At 74.4% G+C, this 16,680-nt stretch carries 12 protein-coding genes; 5 read left to right on the top strand and 7 right to left on the bottom strand.

Going from position 1 to position 16,680, the window contains the following annotated elements; all coding sequences use genetic code 11:
- The first annotated feature begins 98 nt into the window (after positions 1 to 98).
- The 3 genes from ACZ46W_RS20925 (at position 99) to ACZ46W_RS20915 (ending at position 4,840) form a co-directional block, all read left to right on the top strand.
- On the top strand, positions 99 to 1,286 hold the full coding sequence (locus ACZ46W_RS20925; RefSeq protein ID WP_468339864.1) for an NAD(P)/FAD-dependent oxidoreductase: 1,188 nt from the start codon (positions 99 to 101) through the stop codon (positions 1,284 to 1,286).
- A gap of 306 nt (positions 1,287 to 1,592) precedes the next feature.
- Positions 1,593 to 3,752 carry a YcaO-like family protein gene (locus tag ACZ46W_RS20920; protein ID WP_468339563.1) on the top strand — a complete coding sequence of 720 codons (2,160 nt, stop codon included), beginning with the start codon at positions 1,593 to 1,595 and terminating at the stop codon, positions 3,750 to 3,752.
- 20 nt (positions 3,753 to 3,772) lie between these two features.
- Complete coding sequence (locus ACZ46W_RS20915; protein ID WP_468339561.1) at positions 3,773 to 4,840, top strand: SagB family peptide dehydrogenase; 1,068 nt, start codon at positions 3,773 to 3,775, stop codon at positions 4,838 to 4,840.
- 2 nt (positions 4,841 to 4,842) lie between these two features.
- On the opposite strand, the gene ACZ46W_RS20910 is transcribed toward ACZ46W_RS20915, so the two are convergent.
- Complete coding sequence (locus ACZ46W_RS20910; protein WP_468339862.1) at positions 4,843 to 6,789, bottom strand: HelD family protein; 1,947 nt, start codon at positions 6,787 to 6,789, stop codon at positions 4,843 to 4,845.
- 305 nt (positions 6,790 to 7,094) lie between these two features.
- Here ACZ46W_RS20910 and ACZ46W_RS20905 point away from each other — a divergent pair, with 305 nt between their 5' ends.
- The gene (locus ACZ46W_RS20905) at positions 7,095 to 7,268 is read left to right on the top strand and encodes a hypothetical protein (RefSeq protein ID WP_468339559.1); all 174 of its coding nucleotides are present in this window, start codon (positions 7,095 to 7,097) and stop codon (positions 7,266 to 7,268) included.
- Here the strand turns inward: ACZ46W_RS20905 and ACZ46W_RS20900 are convergent.
- The 3 genes from ACZ46W_RS20900 to ACZ46W_RS20890 all read right to left on the bottom strand — a co-directional run bounded on the left by ACZ46W_RS20900 (position 7,255) and on the right by ACZ46W_RS20890 (position 12,336).
- Positions 7,255 to 8,934 (bottom strand): DNA repair helicase XPB, encoded by a 1,680-nt coding sequence (locus ACZ46W_RS20900; protein WP_468339557.1) that lies wholly within the window; start codon positions 8,932 to 8,934, stop codon positions 7,255 to 7,257. The genes ACZ46W_RS20905 and ACZ46W_RS20900 overlap by 14 nt on opposite strands.
- A 162-nt stretch (positions 8,935 to 9,096) precedes the next feature.
- Positions 9,097 to 9,261 (bottom strand): hypothetical protein, encoded by a 165-nt coding sequence (locus ACZ46W_RS20895; RefSeq protein ID WP_468339555.1) that lies wholly within the window; start codon positions 9,259 to 9,261, stop codon positions 9,097 to 9,099.
- Positions 9,262 to 9,600: 339 nt separating this feature from the next.
- Positions 9,601 to 12,336, bottom strand: coding sequence for a helicase-associated domain-containing protein (locus ACZ46W_RS20890; protein ID WP_468339553.1), 2,736 nt, complete (start codon positions 12,334 to 12,336; stop codon positions 9,601 to 9,603).
- A 42-nt stretch (positions 12,337 to 12,378) separates the two neighbouring features.
- Between ACZ46W_RS20890 and ACZ46W_RS20885 the strand changes: the two genes are divergently transcribed.
- On the top strand, positions 12,379 to 13,299 hold the full coding sequence (locus tag ACZ46W_RS20885) for a hypothetical protein (RefSeq protein ID WP_468339551.1): 921 nt from the start codon (positions 12,379 to 12,381) through the stop codon (positions 13,297 to 13,299).
- A 480-nt stretch (positions 13,300 to 13,779) separates the two neighbouring features.
- On the opposite strand, the gene ACZ46W_RS20880 is transcribed toward ACZ46W_RS20885, so the two are convergent.
- The 3 genes from ACZ46W_RS20880 to ACZ46W_RS20870 are packed head-to-tail and all read right to left on the bottom strand — an operon-like array spanning position 13,780 to position 16,591.
- Positions 13,780 to 14,574 (bottom strand): ABC transporter ATP-binding protein, encoded by a 795-nt coding sequence (locus ACZ46W_RS20880; protein WP_468339549.1) that lies wholly within the window; start codon positions 14,572 to 14,574, stop codon positions 13,780 to 13,782.
- Positions 14,571 to 15,602 carry a FecCD family ABC transporter permease gene (locus tag ACZ46W_RS20875; protein WP_468339547.1) on the bottom strand — a complete coding sequence of 344 codons (1,032 nt, stop codon included), beginning with the start codon at positions 15,600 to 15,602 and terminating at the stop codon, positions 14,571 to 14,573. Before ACZ46W_RS20875 ends, ACZ46W_RS20880 begins: the two co-directional genes overlap by 4 nt.
- Positions 15,599 to 16,591 carry a FecCD family ABC transporter permease gene (locus tag ACZ46W_RS20870; RefSeq protein ID WP_468339545.1) on the bottom strand — a complete coding sequence of 331 codons (993 nt, stop codon included), beginning with the start codon at positions 16,589 to 16,591 and terminating at the stop codon, positions 15,599 to 15,601. The genes ACZ46W_RS20875 and ACZ46W_RS20870 overlap by 4 nt, the downstream gene beginning before the upstream one ends.
- Between the last annotated feature and the right edge of the window lie 89 nt (positions 16,592 to 16,680).

The following is a 16,680-nucleotide window of genomic DNA, read 5'->3' as shown; positions in this document are numbered from 1 at the left end:
ACCGGTCGAACGGCGCATAAGGCAAGAGGGGGCGGCACTTCGAGCGAAAACACCCGGCCCACCCTTTTGCCTTGCCGTTCTTCCTTTTCGGGGTGGACATGTTCGATGTGGCAATTGTGGGCGCCCGGTGTGCAGGATCAACCACGGCCATTCTTCTGGCGCGGCGCGGATATCGCGTACTCATTCTGGAACGGGCCGAATTTCCTTGTGACACATTGTCCACGCTGTTCATTCATCTGCGTGGCATGGAATTACTGGCACAGTGGGGCCTGCTGGAGGACCTGCTGGCCACCGGCTGCCCGCCCCTGTCGGAACTGTCGTTCACGGCTCCCGGGGTACGGGTGGAGGGGCCGGTCGCGGCCGACGGGGACGTGCGGATGCTCTGCGCGCCACGGCGGTACGCACTGGACGAGGTCCTGGCACGGGCCGCCGTCGGGGCCGGTGCCGAATTCCGCCCGGGCGTCTCGGTCACCGGGCTGCACTGGGAGGACGGCGCGGTCGCCGGCGTGATCTGCCGGGCATCCGACGGGCGCCCCGCCGTCGAGCGGGCCCACCTCGTCGTCGGCGCGGACGGGAGCCGTTCGACGGTGGCACGCCTGGTCGGCGCCCCGTACACGCGGTGGGACGGCAGGCTCACCCGGGCCTGGTACACGTACTGGAGCGGCGTGCCCGGCACGTCGCTGCGGCTGTTCCTGGGTGAGGGCGTCGGCGGGGCCGCGATTCCGACCCACGACGGCCTGACGCTGATCAACGTGCAGTTTCCCGTCGAGCGGCCCCTCGGCGAGCGCTCCGAGCGCGACCGGTTGTACCTGGACCTGCTCGCGCGGGCGGCACCCGAACTCCGCGAGGCGGTGGCCGAGGGTGCCCGTCGGGAGGACCGCCTCTACTGCTGCGGGGACCTGCCCAACTTCTTCCGCCGGCCCACCGGACCGGGATGGGCGCTGGTGGGGGACGCCGCGCTCCACAAGGACCCCCTCGGCGCGCAGGGCATCGCCGACGCCTTCGAGCAGGCGGCGCTTCTCGCCGAGTGCCTGGGCGAGGGCCCGGGTGGGGACCTCGGCGACCGGGAGCGGACAGCGGCGGCTCTGGCCCGGTACGCCGCCACGCTGGAGAGCCGGTTCGCCGCGCCGTACGAGGAGAACCTGCGCCACGCGCGGCTGGCGGCGCCGGAGCAGGAGATGGCAGGACTTCGGGCGGTGCAAGGCGATCCACGATTCCGGGAAGCGTTTCTGCGTGCGCTTTCAGGGGCCGCCGATAAGCGGAATGAAGTCCACCGAATGGCGTAACCTCGCCACGCCGATTTTCGGTGCGCGGCGCGGGGAATTTTTTGATCCGACGGATGCGCGTCCCGGCTCCGAGGCCCGGCGTGCACGGTTCTCCACGGAAAGAGGCAGGGGATGGAAGACATCAACGACCTGTTCGAGGAAATGGCCGTTCCCGAGCCCGAGGTGACCGCTGGCTGTACCTGCAGTCACTGCATCGGGGTGTCGGACGAGGAATGCGAGACCGACTAGCCGATCGAGACGTGCCCCGCCCCCCTGGGGGCGGGGCACACCCCTCTCGCCGTCCGACCATGCCGAAGGTGGGCCATCATGAACGCGCACGCGAGCCAGCCGTCTTCCACCGCTCCGCCCATCGTCGCCCGGCCCGATGTCCGCCTCCTGGCGCGATCGGGCCTGCTGTACGTCTGCGCCAGCACCGGCACGCTGCGGCTGCGGGGAGCCTCCCTGGACGGACTCGACGGCCCTGACGACTTCGTGCGCGCGGACACCCTCCCCGAACCGGCCGTGACCGGACTGCGCCGGCGCGGGCTGCTCGCCGAGAGCGGCCCGGTGCCGGCCCATCCGCTGTACGACGTGACCGACGGCACGGTGCTGCTCGCCGGGCACGGCCCGGTGCAGGACGCCGTCCGCGGGCTCCTGGTGGCGGCAGGGGTACGGGTCGAGGACACCGGGACCTCCCGGGCCACCGACGGACGTGCGGCAGCACTGGTGCCGCTGTCGGCCGACGAGGGCGAACTGGGCGACTGGGCCCAGTGGTCGAGCAGGACCGGCGGCCCGGTGGTGGTGCATCTGAGCACGCCCACCCGGCTGTTGCTCGCCCGGCTGGACCCACCCGCCACCCCGTGCCCGGTGTGTCCGGTCCGGCGCCTGCGCGCCAACCACACCTGGCAGGCGATCGCCGACCTGCCTCTGGACACCCTCCTGGGCGCGGCGGACAGTGCCGCATGGCCCACCACGGCAATCGCCGCCGCCACCCTCGCCCATGAGCTGCTGCGGGCCCTGTCCGGCGCGACGCCCCACGACCCGCCGTACCTGATGGAACTGGACCACGCGTCGCTGGAGCGTACGCGGCACCGGCTGCTGCACACGCCGAACTGCCCCGGCTGTCCCGCAGGTGTCCGCCCCGCCCCCCGCAGTGACGCCCTGCCCGTAGCCGAGCCCGAGCCCGAGCCCGACAGCAGCACCGACTGGGAGCGCATGCGCCACGCCGTCGATCCGCTGACCGGGTTGGTGGCCGGGATGCTCGTGCGCGAGGACGACCAACCAGGCGCGACCACGAGCGCCTACACCACGGGAATGCCGACGACGACCTGGTTCTCCCCCGTCAAGGCCGAACCACAGGGCGCCGCGAACAAATGGGACCCCGACACCGCCCGGGTGTGCGCCCTCGGGGAGACCATGGAGCGGTACGCGGCGGGTGTCTACGATCCGGCGACGCTGGTGCGCTCCACCCTCGCCGCGCTGGGCGACGAGGCCGTCGATCCCCGCACGCTGCCCCTGGGCTCGGCCGCGGAGTACGCGCGCCTGCCGCGCTACGGCCCCTTCGACCCGGACGTCGAGATCGACTGGGTGCGGGGCGTCTCCCTGACGACCGGGCGCCCGCGCCACGTCCCCGCCTGTGCCGTCTACCTGCCCTACCGCTTCCCGCGTGGTCACAAGCCCTGGTACGACACGATCTCCAACGGCCTTGCCGCCGGACGCGACGCATCGCACGCGGCCCTGGCGGCGCTGATGGAACTGGTGGAACGGGACGCGGCTGTCATCTGCTGGTCCAACCGGCTCACCGTCCCCACCCTGGACCTGTCCCGCCTCCCCGACGGCCCGGCCCGCGAGATGGCCGGCCGGCTGACGGCGAGCGGCGCCCGCGTCCTGTGCAAGGACCTCACCACCGACCTCGGCATTCCGGTGGCGGGCGTGCAGGTACTCACCGGCACCGCCGGCCAACCTGTCGTCAGCCATGCGGCACGGGCGGCCCTCGACATGCATGAGGCCCTCCAGGGAGTCCTTGAGGAGGCGTGCCTGTGCCTGGAGGCCGTGGCGGGCACGCTGCCCACGGAAGGCGTCCCCGACGCCGACGCGGACCTGCCCACGGTCACGGATTTCGGCCGGTACTACTGCACCCCCGAGCGCCTCCACCACCTGCGGTTCCTGGAGGACGGCCCCCTGCACCCGCTGCCCGCCCCCCGGGCCCCAGGACGGTCCCCGCACGCCGACCTCACCGAAGCGGTCGAGCGGCTGGCCGCCGCCGGGTACGAGACCATCACCGTCGACATCACCCCCATCGACGTGCACGAATGCGGCGTGTCCGTCGTGCGGACGATCGTGCCCGGACTGTGCCCCATCACCCTTCGCCGGGACTTCCACCGCCGCGGCGGCCCCCGGGTCTTCCAGGCGCCCGTCACGATGGGGGCGCGCACCACCCCGCTCACGGAGGAGGAGCTCAACCCGATGCCGCACCCGTTCCTGTGACCACCGCCCGGAGGCCCCGCGTGAGCGATGCTCAGTACTACCGGCGCAATCCCGACGTGATCCCCGAATGGGGAGCCGACTCCGGCATGGTGCTGCGCGACTGCCGGCAGTGGCGGATGTTCCGTGCCCGGCCCGGCCTGGTCGCCCTCCTCTCCCACCTCGACCAGCCCCGCACGGCCGAGGATCTGCACGGCCGCTGGGACGAGTCCCCTGGCCCCGGTCCCGTGGCCGCGCTGCTGGAGAAACTGGCCGACACCGGCATCGTCCGGCGCTGCCAGGCCGACGACAAGGACGAGCCGGACGACGGGTGGAGCCCGTACGAACTGGCCGTCCACCGGCAGGCGGGCACCGCCGGCCTCACCGGCCGGGACCTCGGAGCCTCACCACCCGCCCGCCTCCGCCACGGCGAGGCCACCACCACCGTTCCGCTGCCCAAGGCCGCCGGCACGGACAGCCGGCCCCTGGCCACGGTGCTCGCCGAGCGCCGCAGCATCCGCCGCTACGCCGCCGAACCGGTGCCCCTGCCCACTCTGGCCGCCTTCCTCGAACGCGCGGCCCGCGTCCGCGGACACCTGCCGCCGCTCGCGTACCGGCAGACCCAGCGCCCCGCCCCGTCGGGCGGCGCACGCCACAGCCTGGAGATCCACCTCCTGGCCCGGGACGTGAGCGGACTCGAACCCGGCGCCTACCACTACGACCCCTTCGGCCACGTACTCGACCGACTGGCGCCCTGGGACGACGGCCTGACCGCGCTTCAGCAGCGGTTCATCGTCGCGCCGACCGGCATGGAGGCCCCGCCACCCGTCAGCCTCTACCTCACCTCGTGCGCGGAACGCACCGCCTGGAAGTACTCCCGCCTGGTACTCGCCCTGATCTACCGCGACACGGGCTGCCTCATGCAGACCCTGTGCCTGACCGCCACCGACCTGGGGCTGGCCGCCTGCCCGGTCGGGGCCATCGACGCCTCGCTGAGCGCCCCGTTCCTCGCCCCGTACCGCGACCGGCTGATCCACGTCGGGGGCCTGGCGCTCGGGCTGCCCGGCGCGGACCCGCCCCCGGCGGTGCTCCCGCTCCCACGGGACCCGTGAGGTCAGCCCAACTGCGGGGGCAGGGCCGCCGCATGGACGACCGTCAGGCCCGAGACCGCCCTGGTCAGGGCGACGTACAGGCGACGGAGGCCGGTGCGCTCGTCGGGTTCGCCGTCGACGACCGCCGCCGGCTCGTCGAGGACGACGTAGTCGTACTCCAGGCCCTTCGCCAGCGAGGCGGGGACCAGCGTCAGGCGGGACTCGGCGGTCGTCTCCTCGCCCGGCGACAGCCAGGCCAGGCCCGCCTCCCGCAGCGCGTCCGCCAGGACGGGGACGCGCGCGTCCGCCGCGATCAGGCCGATGGAGCCCTCGTGCCGGAGCGAGGCGCGGCACGCCGACACCACCGACGCCGTCAGATCCTCCACGTGGCGTACCTCCAGCGAGCCCGGCGACTCACGCACCGAGCGCACCTCCGCCAGCCCCGGCGACATGTGCGGCAGCAGCCGCGAGGCGTACGCGATCACCTCGCGCGGCACCCGGAAACCGGCCGTCAGCTCCTCCACCGCCGCGTCCGGCTTGCCCAGGTGCGCCAGGGCCTCCGCCCAGCTCGCCGTCGCCCACGGCGTCGTGCCCTGCGCCAGGTCGCCCAAGACGGTCGCCGAACCGGTCGAGCAGCGCCGCCCCACCGCCCGGTACTGCATCGGCGACAGGTCCTGCGCCTCGTCGAGGACCACATGGCCCAGCGACGGCGTGCGCTCCACCAGGTCGGCCGCCTCGTCGATCAGCACCGCGTCCGCCGCCGACCACTTCGCCGACTTCACGGAGCGCGGCGGCTTGGCCCACAGGACGGCCTTCTGCTCGTCGGCCGTCAGCAGCCCCTCCGCGTGCTCCGCCAGGAACTCCGCGTCGGACAGCAGCCGCAGCACCAGCTTCGCCGGGTCGACGGCCGGCCACACCGCCTTGACGACCGCCTTCACCGCCGCGTTCCGGGCCACCGCGTCCTGCACCCGGTCGTCCGGCGCCTCGCCCGCCTGCTCCATGCGTACCAGCACCGCGTGCGCGATCCGCTGCGGCAGGGCGTCACGCGCGGCCCCGTACCGGATGTCCCGGTCGAGCAACTCGGCGACGATCTCCTCCAGTTCGTACGCGGGCACCCGCCAGCGCCGCGAACCGCGCACCACCATCAGCGGCTCCGTCGGCGGCGTCACGTGCGACCGCACCGCCCGCCGCAGCACCTCAGCCATCCGGGCGTCGCCCTTGACCACGGCCGCCGCCGGGTCGTCGGCGCCCCGCACCTCGACGTGCGCGACCAGGTCGTCGACCGTCGCCTGCCTCACCTCCAACTCGCCCAGCGCGGGCAGCACCTGCTCGATGTAGTGGAGGAAGGAGCGGTTCGGCCCGACGACCAGCGTCCCGGTGCGGGCCAGCCGCTCCCGGTGCGCGTACAGCAGGTACGCCACCCGGTGCAGGCCCACCGCCGTCTTGCCCGTCCCGGGGCCGCCCTGCACGCACACCGAACCCGACAGGCCGCTGCGGACGATCTCGTCCTGCTCGGGCTGGATCGTCGCCACGATGTCCCGCATCGGGCCCACGCGGGGCCGCTCGATCTCCGCCTGGAGGAGCTTGGAGGCCTGTTCGGCTTCGCCCGGGTCGGACAGGTGCTCGTCCTCGTACGCGGTGAGGTCCCCGCCCGTGTACCCGAACCGCCGCCGCAGCGCGACGTCCTGCGGGTCCTTCTTCGAGGCCCGGTAGAACGGCTGCGACACCGGGGCGCGCCAGTCGACGACCATCGGGTCGCCGTCGGCGTCGTGGACGTGCCGCCGCCCGATGTAGAACGTGTGGCCCTCCTGCGTGGTGTGCAGGTAGTCCAGCCGCCCGAAGAACAGCGGCGTATGGGAGAGGTCGGCGAGCGCCTTGATCCGCTCCTCGATCTGCGCCGACAGCACGACGGCGTTGACCCAGTTCGCGGTGACGTCACGGATGTCGAGCGCCTCGACGTCCTCGCGCATGGCGCGCAGGGCGGCGCGCGAGGCGGCGAGATGGGCGCGTTCGCGCGCGAGCGGGTCGGTGGGCACGGCGGAGCCTCCGGCGGTCGTACGGGTGTGATGGCGGGGCCGACCGGTTTCCGACCGGAGGGCGGCGCTCCACGGACGGGAGGCGGGCAAGGCGGGAGATTCTAGCCAGGGACGAAAACGGGGGCGAGCGAATATCCGACCCGTAGGGGATGCCGTATGCCTGGAGTCGTACGAGGGCGGCACCGGGGTTCGGTCTGCGGACCGATGTACCGCCCCGTCACGAAAACCATCATGGAGACATGACCACAGCCACCCTCCACAACGCCCCCGGCGCCACCGCCCTCGGTGCGGCCCGGCACCCCGCCCACCGCCTCGGCAACGCGCTGCGCGCGATCAAGGTGTTCGCCGAAGCGGCGTTCGGGGTCGTCGTCCTCGGCGAGTACGCGGAGGAAGCCGGCGTCAGGCGTCGCTGAGATCCGGATCGGCGTCCTGGGACGGGGACGACGACAGCAGCTCGTCCGCGTCCACGATCCGGTACGCGTACCCCTGCTCGGCCAGGAACCGCTGGCGGTGCGCCGCGAAGTCCTGGTCGATCGTGTCCCGCGCGACCACCGAGTAGAAGTGCGCCTGGTGCCCGTCCGCCTTCGGGCGCAGGACGCGGCCGAGGCGCTGCGCCTCCTCCTGCCGCGAGCCGAAGGTGCCGGACACCTGGATGGCGACCGTCGCCTCGGGCAGGTCGATCGAGAAGTTCGCCACCTTGGAGACCACCAGCACGCTGATCTCCCCGTTCCGGAACGCGTCGAAGAGCTTCTCGCGCTGTGAGTTCGGCGTCTCGCCCTTGATCACCGGCGCGCCAAGGTGCTCGCCCAGCTCGTCGAGCTGGTCGATGTACTGGCCGATCACCAGGATCTGCTGACCGGCGAACTTCCGTACCAGCGCCTCCGCGACCTTCTGCTTGGTCGCGGTCGTCGCGCAGAAGCGGTACTTCTCCTCCGTCTCGGCGGTCGCGTACGCGAGCCGCTCCGACTCGGTCAGATTGACGCGGACCTCGACGCAGTCGGCGGGCGCGATGTAGCCCTGCGCCTCGATCTCCTTCCAGGGCGCGTCGAACCGCTTCGGCCCGATCAGCGAGAAGACGTCCGACTCGCGGCCGTCCTCCCGCACGAGGGTCGCGGTCAGTCCCAGACGGCGGCGGGCCTGGAGGTCGGCGGTGAACTTGAAGACGGGCGCCGGCAGCAGGTGCACCTCGTCGTAGACGATCAGGCCCCAGTCGCGGGAGTCGAACAGCTCCAGGTGGGGGTAGATGCCCTTCCGCTTGGTCGTCAGCACCTGGTAGGTGGCGATGGTGACCGGGCGGATCTCCTTCTTCGTCCCGCTGTACTCGCCGATCTCGTCCTCGGTCAGCGACGTCCGCTTCACCAGCTCGTGCTTCCACTGGCGGGCCGAGACGGTGTTCGTGACCAGGATCAGCGTCGTCGCCTTCGCCTGAGCCATGGCCCCGGCGCCGACCAGCGTCTTGCCCGCGCCACAGGGCAGGACGACGACGCCCGAGCCGCCGTGCCAGAAGCCCTCGACGGCCTGCTTCTGGTACGGGCGCAGCGCCCAGCCGTCCTCGGCCAGGTCGATGCGGTGCGCCTCGCCGTCCACGTACCCGGCGAGGTCCTCGGCGGGCCAGCCCAGCTTGAGCAGCGTCTGCTTGATCTGGCCGCGCTCGGAGGGGTGCACGACGACCGTGTCCTGGTCGATGCGCTGGCCGACCAGCGGCTGGACCTTCTTGGACCGGAGCACCTCCGCCAGGACGGGCCGGTCGGTGGTGGTCAGGACCAGCCCGTGCGTGGGGTGCTTGGTGAGCGTGAGCCGCCCGTAGCGGGCCATCGTCTCGGCGACGTCCACCAGCAGCGCGTGCGGCACGGGATAGCGGGAGAACTCGACGAGCGCGTCCACCACCTGCTCGGCGTCATGGCCGGCCGCCCGCGCGTTCCACAGGCCCAGCGGGGTGACCCGGTAGGTGTGGATGTGCTCGGGCGCGCGCTCCAGCTCCGCGAAGGGAGCGATGGCACGCCGGCAGGCGTCGGCCTGCTCGTGGTCGACTTCGAGCAGGAGTGTCTTGTCGCTCTGGACGATCAGCGGTCCGTTCACGCCTCACCCTTTCCTGGCGGCCTGGGACTGTGGCCAAACATCCAGTGTCGCGCATCGGCGGAGTAAGCGGCCGGGGCTCAGCCGTCTTCCCTGTGATGCTGCTCACCGGTCACGTCCGTTCCCGGCGGGTTCCGTGACCGGTGAGGGGTGAACGGGCGGGGGTCAGATCAGGGGGCTGGTGAAGAGTGGTCCCTCGACCTGGATGTCGGTCAGCGGCCCGCTGATCGGGCCGCCGATCGGCGGCAGTGTGGAGGCTGCGGCGGGGCTGGCGAGGGCGGTGAACAGCAGGGCGGCGCCCGTGAGGAGGAGGGCGAGACGTCGGCTCATTGCGGCTCCTTTCGCGTGTACGGCGCGGGCCCGCACCGTCCGTGGTGGTGCGGGCCCGGTCGCGTCGGGGGGCGGGCGGTCAGACGATCCCGAGAGCTGTGGCGAGATCGATACCGACGGCGGCGGCCTGGGTGGTGAGCGCGGACAGGAACGCGGCGGTGGTGAGGAGGACGGTGGTGACTCGACGCATGGGACGACCCTTCCTGTGGTGCTGTTCGGGACGCCCCGTGGCTGCCCGCGCCGCGCCCGGGGAATGCGGAAGGTCCCCCTGGGGTGGGGTCTTGGTCACTCACGCGCGGTAAATCCGCCGCCCGCGCGCATGATCCGGGCCGGGCGGGATCAGGTCGCGTCGTCGGCGAGTTCCGCGACGCCCGTGATGCGGTGCAGCGGGTACGTGCGGACTTCGTCCGCCGTGTGGTCGTACGCCGTGACGAAGCCGCCCTCGACCCGGACCGGCGCGATGACGCGCTGGCTGGCGGTGCCCTCGGCGTTGACGTAGCCGATCCAGAGCACCGAGCCGGTCATGGCGGCCGCCTGGACGGTGGCGAGGGTTTCGGCGGCGGAGGTGCGGGGCGGTTCGCCGTTCGTGGCGGCGCGGCCGGCCGGCTCGTCCTTGCGGACCACCGTGGAGGCGAGGTCCCCGGCGCGGATCGCCTTCACGGCGGCGCCCAGCAGCGTGGCGTCCGGCTCCGGCGGGCCCTCCGGCACCGGCGCGGGCGCCGTGCGCGCCGGGGTGCGGTAGGCGTGCGCCCGGGTGATCAGGACGTCGCCCTCCGCCGACTCGGCCGCCGGGGCGAAGCCCATGGACCGCAAGCCCTCCAGCAGCGTCGCCGGGTCCGCCTGCGCGGCCAGCACCGTCGGCGCGAGGCGGCGCAGCCGGAGGGCGGCCGACCGCTTGTCGGCGAGGATCTCGCCCAGCACGGCGTCGTCGTCGCAGCGTACGTAGGCGGAGGCGGCGCCCACCCGGAGGTGGCCGTGCTTCCGGGCGACGTCGTCGATGAGGTAGGCGAGCGGCTGCGGAACCGGCGTGCGGGAGTGGGCCGCCAGGAAGGCGTGCAGGTCCGCCGCCGCCTGCCCGGCGTCGAGGGCGCGGCGTACCGAGGCGGGCGTGAAGCGGTAGACGGTGGCGCCGCCCTTGGACTCCACGTCCGCCGCCACGGCCAGCATGTCGGCGAGCGGCCGCTGGAGGGGGCCGGGCGCGACGGCCGTGAGGTCCGCCTGGAGCAGGACGTGGTCGACCGGCTCGGGCAGCAGCGGTGCGAGGAGCGCGGCGGCGCCCGCGTGGGCGGCGACGGCGGCGTGGGCGGGGCGGCGGCCGTTGAACGTCCCCCAGTCCGGGGCGGTGGGGGCGTGGGCGGGGCCATGGGTGTGGGCCTTGTCCGGGTGCTCCTGGGTGTGCCCGGCCGCGCCGTGCCCGGCCGCGCCGTGCCCGGCCGCGCCGTGCCCGGCCGGGCCGTGCCCCGCCGCGCCGTGGCCCGCCGCGCCGTGGCCCGCCGCGCCGTGGCCCGCCGCCGGGACCGGGTGGTCCGTGCCCGGGGCCGGCGCGCCGGGCAGCAGGGCCCGGCCGTGGGCGGACAGGGCGCCGCGCCCCGTCACGCCCAGCAGCTCCGCCTCCGTCAGCGTCCAGCTCGCCAGCCTGGCGCGCAGGTCGGCGCCCTGCTCCTGCGCGGTGCCCCGCAGCGGGCGCTCCCAGCGCAGCCGCGCCAGCAGCGCGTCAGGGTCCGGCGACGCCCCGGCCGGGAGCCCGGCCAGCAGCGTCAGCACCCGGTAACGCACCTCCGGCGCGGCGCCCCGGTCGAGGCCGGGCCCGAGCACCGCGAGGGTGCGGCCCTTCGTGTCCTGGGAGCCCACCAGGCCCGGCGTCCTGGTCGCGGCCAGCCACGCCCCGGCCAGTCGCGCCCACCGCTCGGCGGCCGGCAGGCCGAGCCACTCGTCGTACTCGGGCGTCAGCGCGTACCGCTCGTCCGCCTCCCCGTCCGACGCGATCAGCCCCGCCCCGTACGCGACCTCCAGCCAGAACGCCGCCACCTGCTCCGACACGTCCAGCGCCACCGCCGTCCGCTTCAGGTCGCGTACGGACATGCCGCCCGCGCGCAGGACGGCGGGACCGCCCTCGTTCCACTCCTTCGCGAGCTCCTCGACGGTCGCGAGCGCGGTGTACGCCTGACCCGCCGCCGTGCTGTCCACAACCTGTGGACGGTACTCACGGGTGGGCGTGACGGCGGGCGGCACCGGCTCGGGCGCCCGGTGCGCGCGCCCGGCGCGCAGGTGCAGCGCCGCCTCGCGCGGCAGCACCACCGTGCGCGCCGTCGCCGGCAGCAGCAGGCCCCGGTCGCGCAGCCAGCGCACCGGCGGCGCCGGATTCGGCGTCACCTCCCCGTACGGCGGCCCCCACACCAGCCGGTCCAGCACCCCCAGCGCCTCCACCGGCGCGGTGTCCAGCAGCGCGCCCATCCGCTCCCGGTCCGTGAACAGCTCCGTCAGCGCGGCCACCGCCGACACGGGATCGTGTGTCGTCGGCAGCCCGGCCGCCGCGATGATCTCCTGGAGCCGGGTCGGCGACATGCCCGCCGTCGCCTCCGCCACCGTCGGGCCGAGCCCGGTGGGGGAGGGGTGCTGGGGGGAGGGAGCCAGCAGTTCGCGGGCGGTCCGCACCAGCCGCAGCCGGTCGTCGTCGCCCCACACCAGGGCCTGCTCGCGCAGCGCCCCGACCGCCCGGGGCAGCGCCGCCTCGACGTCCGCGTCGCCCTCGTCGCCGGCCATCAGCCCGAGCAGCACGGGGTACGGGGCCGGGTCCGGCGCCACCGCGAGCGCCTCGGCGGTCTGGAGCGTGAACCGGTCGAGCCGCTCCAGCGCCCGGACGACGGACGCGCGGGTCCCGGCGCGGGTCGCGAGCTGGGTCAGGTCGCCCGGCACGGGAACCAGCAGGTCGGGGCGGGCGCGCAGCAGCGCGGTCAGGCCCTCGTCGCCGCGCGCCCGGAGGGCCTCCGCGAGGGTGCGCGGAGCCGCCGTACCGCCATTGCCTTCGGTTCCTGCGGCCACGTGCGCCTCCCGATCGAGCTCACCGGTCCCCATCCGGACCACGTTAGCCCCTGCGCAGGCGCTAACGTCGTGACGGTGGGGATCGAGAGCGACCAGTTGGTCTTCGACTATCTGAGCCGGGTCGGTGACCTGGCCCAGCAGCGGCAACTGTCCTCGCAGACGCGGATGCGGCTCGTGTCGTCGCTGCGCAGCGAGATCGACAGCCGGCGCGGCAAGGACGACAGCCCGGCGGCGGTACGCGGCATTCTCAAGGCCCTCGGCACGCCGGACGAGGTGGTCGGCGCGGCGGCGGGCGGCGGTGGCCCGGCGCGCCCCGCCGTACCGGTGCAGCGCACCCCGAGTACCCGGCCCGAGACGCCCGCGTGGGAGGCGGCGAGCCCGCACCTGGCCGGGCTGGACGCCCTGGGCGAGCCGGGCGAGCCGGGCGACGGGGCGTCGGCGGGTCAGCCCGACTGGTGGCGCGTCGAGGGGGACGCGCTGCCACCCGGCTTCCGGGGCGGGGTGGAGATCCCGGACATGCTGAAGCCTCCGCCGAAGGCGGGGGAGGTGGGGGAGGCGGGGGAGGCCGGGGAGGCCGGGGAGGTGGAGCCGGAGGCTGCGTCGCCGGAGCCGGTGGCGACGGCCCCCGCGCGTCGCCGGCTCTCCCTGACGGGACTGCGGCTCGGGCACCCGATGCTGGTGGCCGCCGCCGCGCTGCTCGTGGTCGGTGTCGTCCTCGGCTCGTGGCTCGCGCTCGGCGGCGGCTGGCTGCTCGCGTACGGCTCCCGCCGGCTCAGCCGCACGGAGGCGAAGCTCGCGGTGTTCGGCCTGCCGGGCGCCGTCGCGGCGGGCGCCGCGGTATGGCTCTGGGGCCGCATCGACGGCCGCTGGGGCGACCCGATCCCGCCGGGCGGCGACGCCCTGAGCGCCGCGCTCACCGCCACCTGGCCCTGGACGCTGCGCACCGCCGCCCTCGCCTCCGCCCTCTATCTGCTCTGGCGCGCCCGCCGCGCCTGACCGCGTGGCTTTGGCGCGCCCGCCGCGCCTGGCTGGCGCGTGGGTGGGGGGCGTGGCCCCTCCGGGCTCACCTCCTCAAGGCCGGCGCCCTTGGGTTCGTCGCCTGGGAGCCCCCGCCTCGCCGCCAACCTCTGCGGGGGCGACCCTGCACGGCCCCGCCCCGGCCGTCTTCCGGCTGACGGTTTCCTTCGCTCGGACGGTCGACACGCGCGGTGCGAAGCTGCCGCGTCCGGGGGTGTGGGGGCGTCAGCCCCCTTGCACGCCTCCCCCAGCGGAGGCCGGGGGCGGGCCCCCGGTTTCGGGAAGGGGCGGGGTGGGGGACAACGCCCCCTCGCCCGCCGGGCCGCGGCTGCACTCGCGGTGTGAAGCTGGCGCGTCCCGGGAGTGTGGGGCGTCAGCCCCCGTGTACGCCTCCCCCTGCGGGGGGCCGGCTGCCCGCCCGGGCGTCCGGGTGTGGGGGCGTCGGCCCACGCCGGGGCGTCAGGTTTCGGAGGACCACGGCGCGCAGGGCACCACCAGCGGGGAGCCCGTCACCGGGTCCGGGATGACGACCGCGTCGAGGCCGAAGACCTCGCGGACCAGGTCCGCGGTGACCACGTCCGACGGCGGGCCCTCCGCCACCACGCGGCCCGCCTTCATCGCCACCAGGTGGTCGGCGTACCGGGCGGCCTGGTTCAGGTCGTGCAGGACCACGACGACCGTGCGGCCGCGCTCGTGGTTGAGGCGGCGCACCAGGTCCAGGACCTCGACCTGGTGCGAGATGTCCAGGTACGTCGTCGGCTCGTCGAGCAGCAGCAGGTCCGTCTCCTGGGCCAGGGCCATCGCGATCCAGACGCGCTGGCGCTGGCCGCCCGACAGCTCGTCCACCGGCCGGTCGGCCAGCGCGGCGACGTCCGTGCGCTCCATCGCGGAGACGACCGCCCGCTCGTCCTCCTCCGACCACTGCTTCCACCACGCCTGGTGCGGCTGGCGGCCGCGCGACACCAGGTCGGAGACCGTGATCGCCTCGGGCGCCACCGGCGTCTGCGGCAGCAGGCCGATCGACTGGGCGATCCGCTTCGTGGGGATGCGCGACAGCTCCGTACCGTCCAGCAGCACCGAACCGCCGCGCGGCTTCAGCAGCCGCCCCAGCGCCCGCAGCGTCGTGGACTTCCCGCACGCGTTCGGGCCGACGATCACCGTGACCCGCCCGTCCGGTATCGCCAGGTCCAGTTCCCGCACCACCGTGCGGTCCTCGTACGCGAGGGTCAGCTCCCGCGCCGTCAGCCTGCTCACGCCCTACCTCCCGTACGGCTGCGCACGATCAGCCAGATCAGATACGGCGCGCCCACCGCGGCCGTCAGCACCCCCACCGGCAGCTCCTCCGGCGCGAACATCCGCCGCGCCAGCAGGTCCGCCCCCACCACGATCACCGCGCCCAGCAGGGCCGAGCACAGCAGTGGGATCTGCGCCGTGCGCGTCAGCCGCCGCGCGATCTGCGGCGCCAGCAGCGCCACGAAGTCCACCGGCCCGGCGGCCCCCGTCGACACCGAGGCGAGGACCACGCCCAGCAGGACGAGCCCGAGGCGCACCCGGCCCAGCGGTACGCCCAGCGCCGTCGCCGTGTCGTCGTCCAGCGACACCGACCGCTGCGCCCGCGCCGCCCACAGCACGGCGGGCACCAGGGCGAGCAGCGTCCACCCCAGCGGCGCCACCTCGTCCCAGCCGCGCCCGTTGAGCGAGCCCGTCATCCAGATCTGGGCCTGCTGGGCGACCAGGTAGTCGCCCTTCGTCATGAACAGCGTGGTCACCGACCGCAGCGCGATCGCGAAGCCGATCCCGATCAGGACGAACCGGGTCGCGTGCAGCCCGCCGCGCCACGCGAACACGTAGACCAGCCCGGCCGCCAGGACGCCGCCGACGACGGACAGGTACGGCAGCACGGCGTACGAGGTGACGCCGAACGTCATCGCCCCGACCGTCAGCGCGCCCGCGCCCTGGCTGATGCCGATGATGTCGGGGCTGGCCAGCGGGTTGCGGGCGACGGTCTGGATCAGCGCGCCCGCCACCCCGAACGCCGCGCCCACCAGCAGGCCCAGCACCAGCCGTGGCAGCCGCAGCGTGCCCACGACCAGCTCGCTCGGCGATGGCTGCCCGAGGAGCACCTTGAGCACCTCGGCCGGTTCGACGAATCGTTCACCGGCGCAGAGGTACGCCACCGACAGCGCCGCCACCGCCAGGGCCAGCCCGACGGCGACGACGGCCGCGCGCCGGTGCAGCAGGAACGATCCGCCACCGGCTCGTACCACGGTGTACGCGCTCACGCCGGCACCGCCTTCCGGCGTACCAGCGCCACCAGGAACGGCACCCCGATCAGCGCCGTCATCACGCCCGCCGGGACCTCACCCGGCGGGAAGACGATCCGTCCGACGACGTCCGACACCAGCAGCATCACCGGCCCGATCAGCGCCGCCATCGGCAGTACCCACCGGTGGTCACCGCCCACCACCGCCCGCGCGATGTGCGGCACCGCGAGCCCGACGAACGCGATCGGCCCGGCCGCCGCCACCGCCGCGCCCGTGAGGACCGTCGCGCCCACACCGCCCACGATCCGTACCGTCGCCACCCGCTGCCCGAGCCCCTTCGCCACGTCCTCGCCCAACGCCAGCGCGTCCAGGCCGCGCGCCACCGACACCACCAGCACCGTGCCGACCAGCAGGTACGGCCACAGCCGGGCCGCCACGTCGGCGTCGCGCCCGGCCAGCGCGCCCACCTGCCAGAACCGGAACTCGTCCAGCGCGGCGGCCTTCGTCGTCAGCACCGCCGTCGTCACCGACACCAGCAGCGCGTTGATCGCCGCACCGCCCAGCGCCAGCTTCACGGGCGTCGCCCCGCCCCGGCCGGCGGCGGCGATCGCGTACACCGCGACCGACGCGACCGCCGCGCCCACGAAGCCGAACCACACGTAACCCGTCAGCGTGTGCACCCCCGCGAACGCGATCGCCAGCAGCACGCCCACGCTCGCGCCCTGGCTGATGCCGAGGACGCCGGGGTCGCCGATCGGATTGCGGGTGATGCCCTGGAGCGCCGTACCGGCCAGCCCGAGCGCGGTGCCGACCATCAGCCCGACCAGCGTGCGCGGCAGGCGGAGCTGCGTGACGACCTCGCCGTCCTCGCCGCCCCCGCCGTGCAGCAGCGCGTCGACGACGGTGCCGGGGGCGATGGCGCGGGCCCCGACGGCGAGGCTGAGCAGGACCGCGACCAGCAGGGCCACGAGGGCCGCCGCTGTCGCGGCGACACGTCTGGAAGACATCGGACCCCATCGGAAGCACGCAGGTAAGGCTTGGCTGAGCGGGGTCAGTCTAAGCAGGCGTCCGAAAACGGCCGGCAGGCACAATGGCG

This window comes from Streptomyces sp. NPDC031064 (genome assembly GCF_055570965.1).
The sequence above is the reverse complement of the archived record's forward strand: the minus strand, read 5'-3'. Positions and strand labels throughout refer to the sequence as shown.

Bases quoted from the DNA above. Each gene is read 5' to 3' on its own strand.
- ACZ46W_RS20925 (WP_468339864.1), top strand. From the start codon at position 99: ATGTTCGATGTGGCAATTGTGGGCGCCCGGTGTGCAGGATCAACCACG.
- ACZ46W_RS20920 (WP_468339563.1), top strand. From the start codon at position 1,593: ATGAACGCGCACGCGAGCCAGCCGTCTTCCACCGCTCCGCCCATCGTC.
- ACZ46W_RS20910 (WP_468339862.1), bottom strand. From the start codon at position 6,789: ATGCGCGAGGACGTCGAGGCGCTCGACATCCGTGACGTCACCGCGAAC.
- ACZ46W_RS20905 (WP_468339559.1), top strand. From the start codon at position 7,095: ATGACCACAGCCACCCTCCACAACGCCCCCGGCGCCACCGCCCTCGGT.
- ACZ46W_RS20895 (WP_468339555.1), bottom strand. From the start codon at position 9,261: ATGAGCCGACGTCTCGCCCTCCTCCTCACGGGCGCCGCCCTGCTGTTC.
- ACZ46W_RS20890 (WP_468339553.1), bottom strand. From the start codon at position 12,336: ATGGGGACCGGTGAGCTCGATCGGGAGGCGCACGTGGCCGCAGGAACC.
- ACZ46W_RS20870 (WP_468339545.1), bottom strand. From the start codon at position 16,591: ATGTCTTCCAGACGTGTCGCCGCGACAGCGGCGGCCCTCGTGGCCCTG.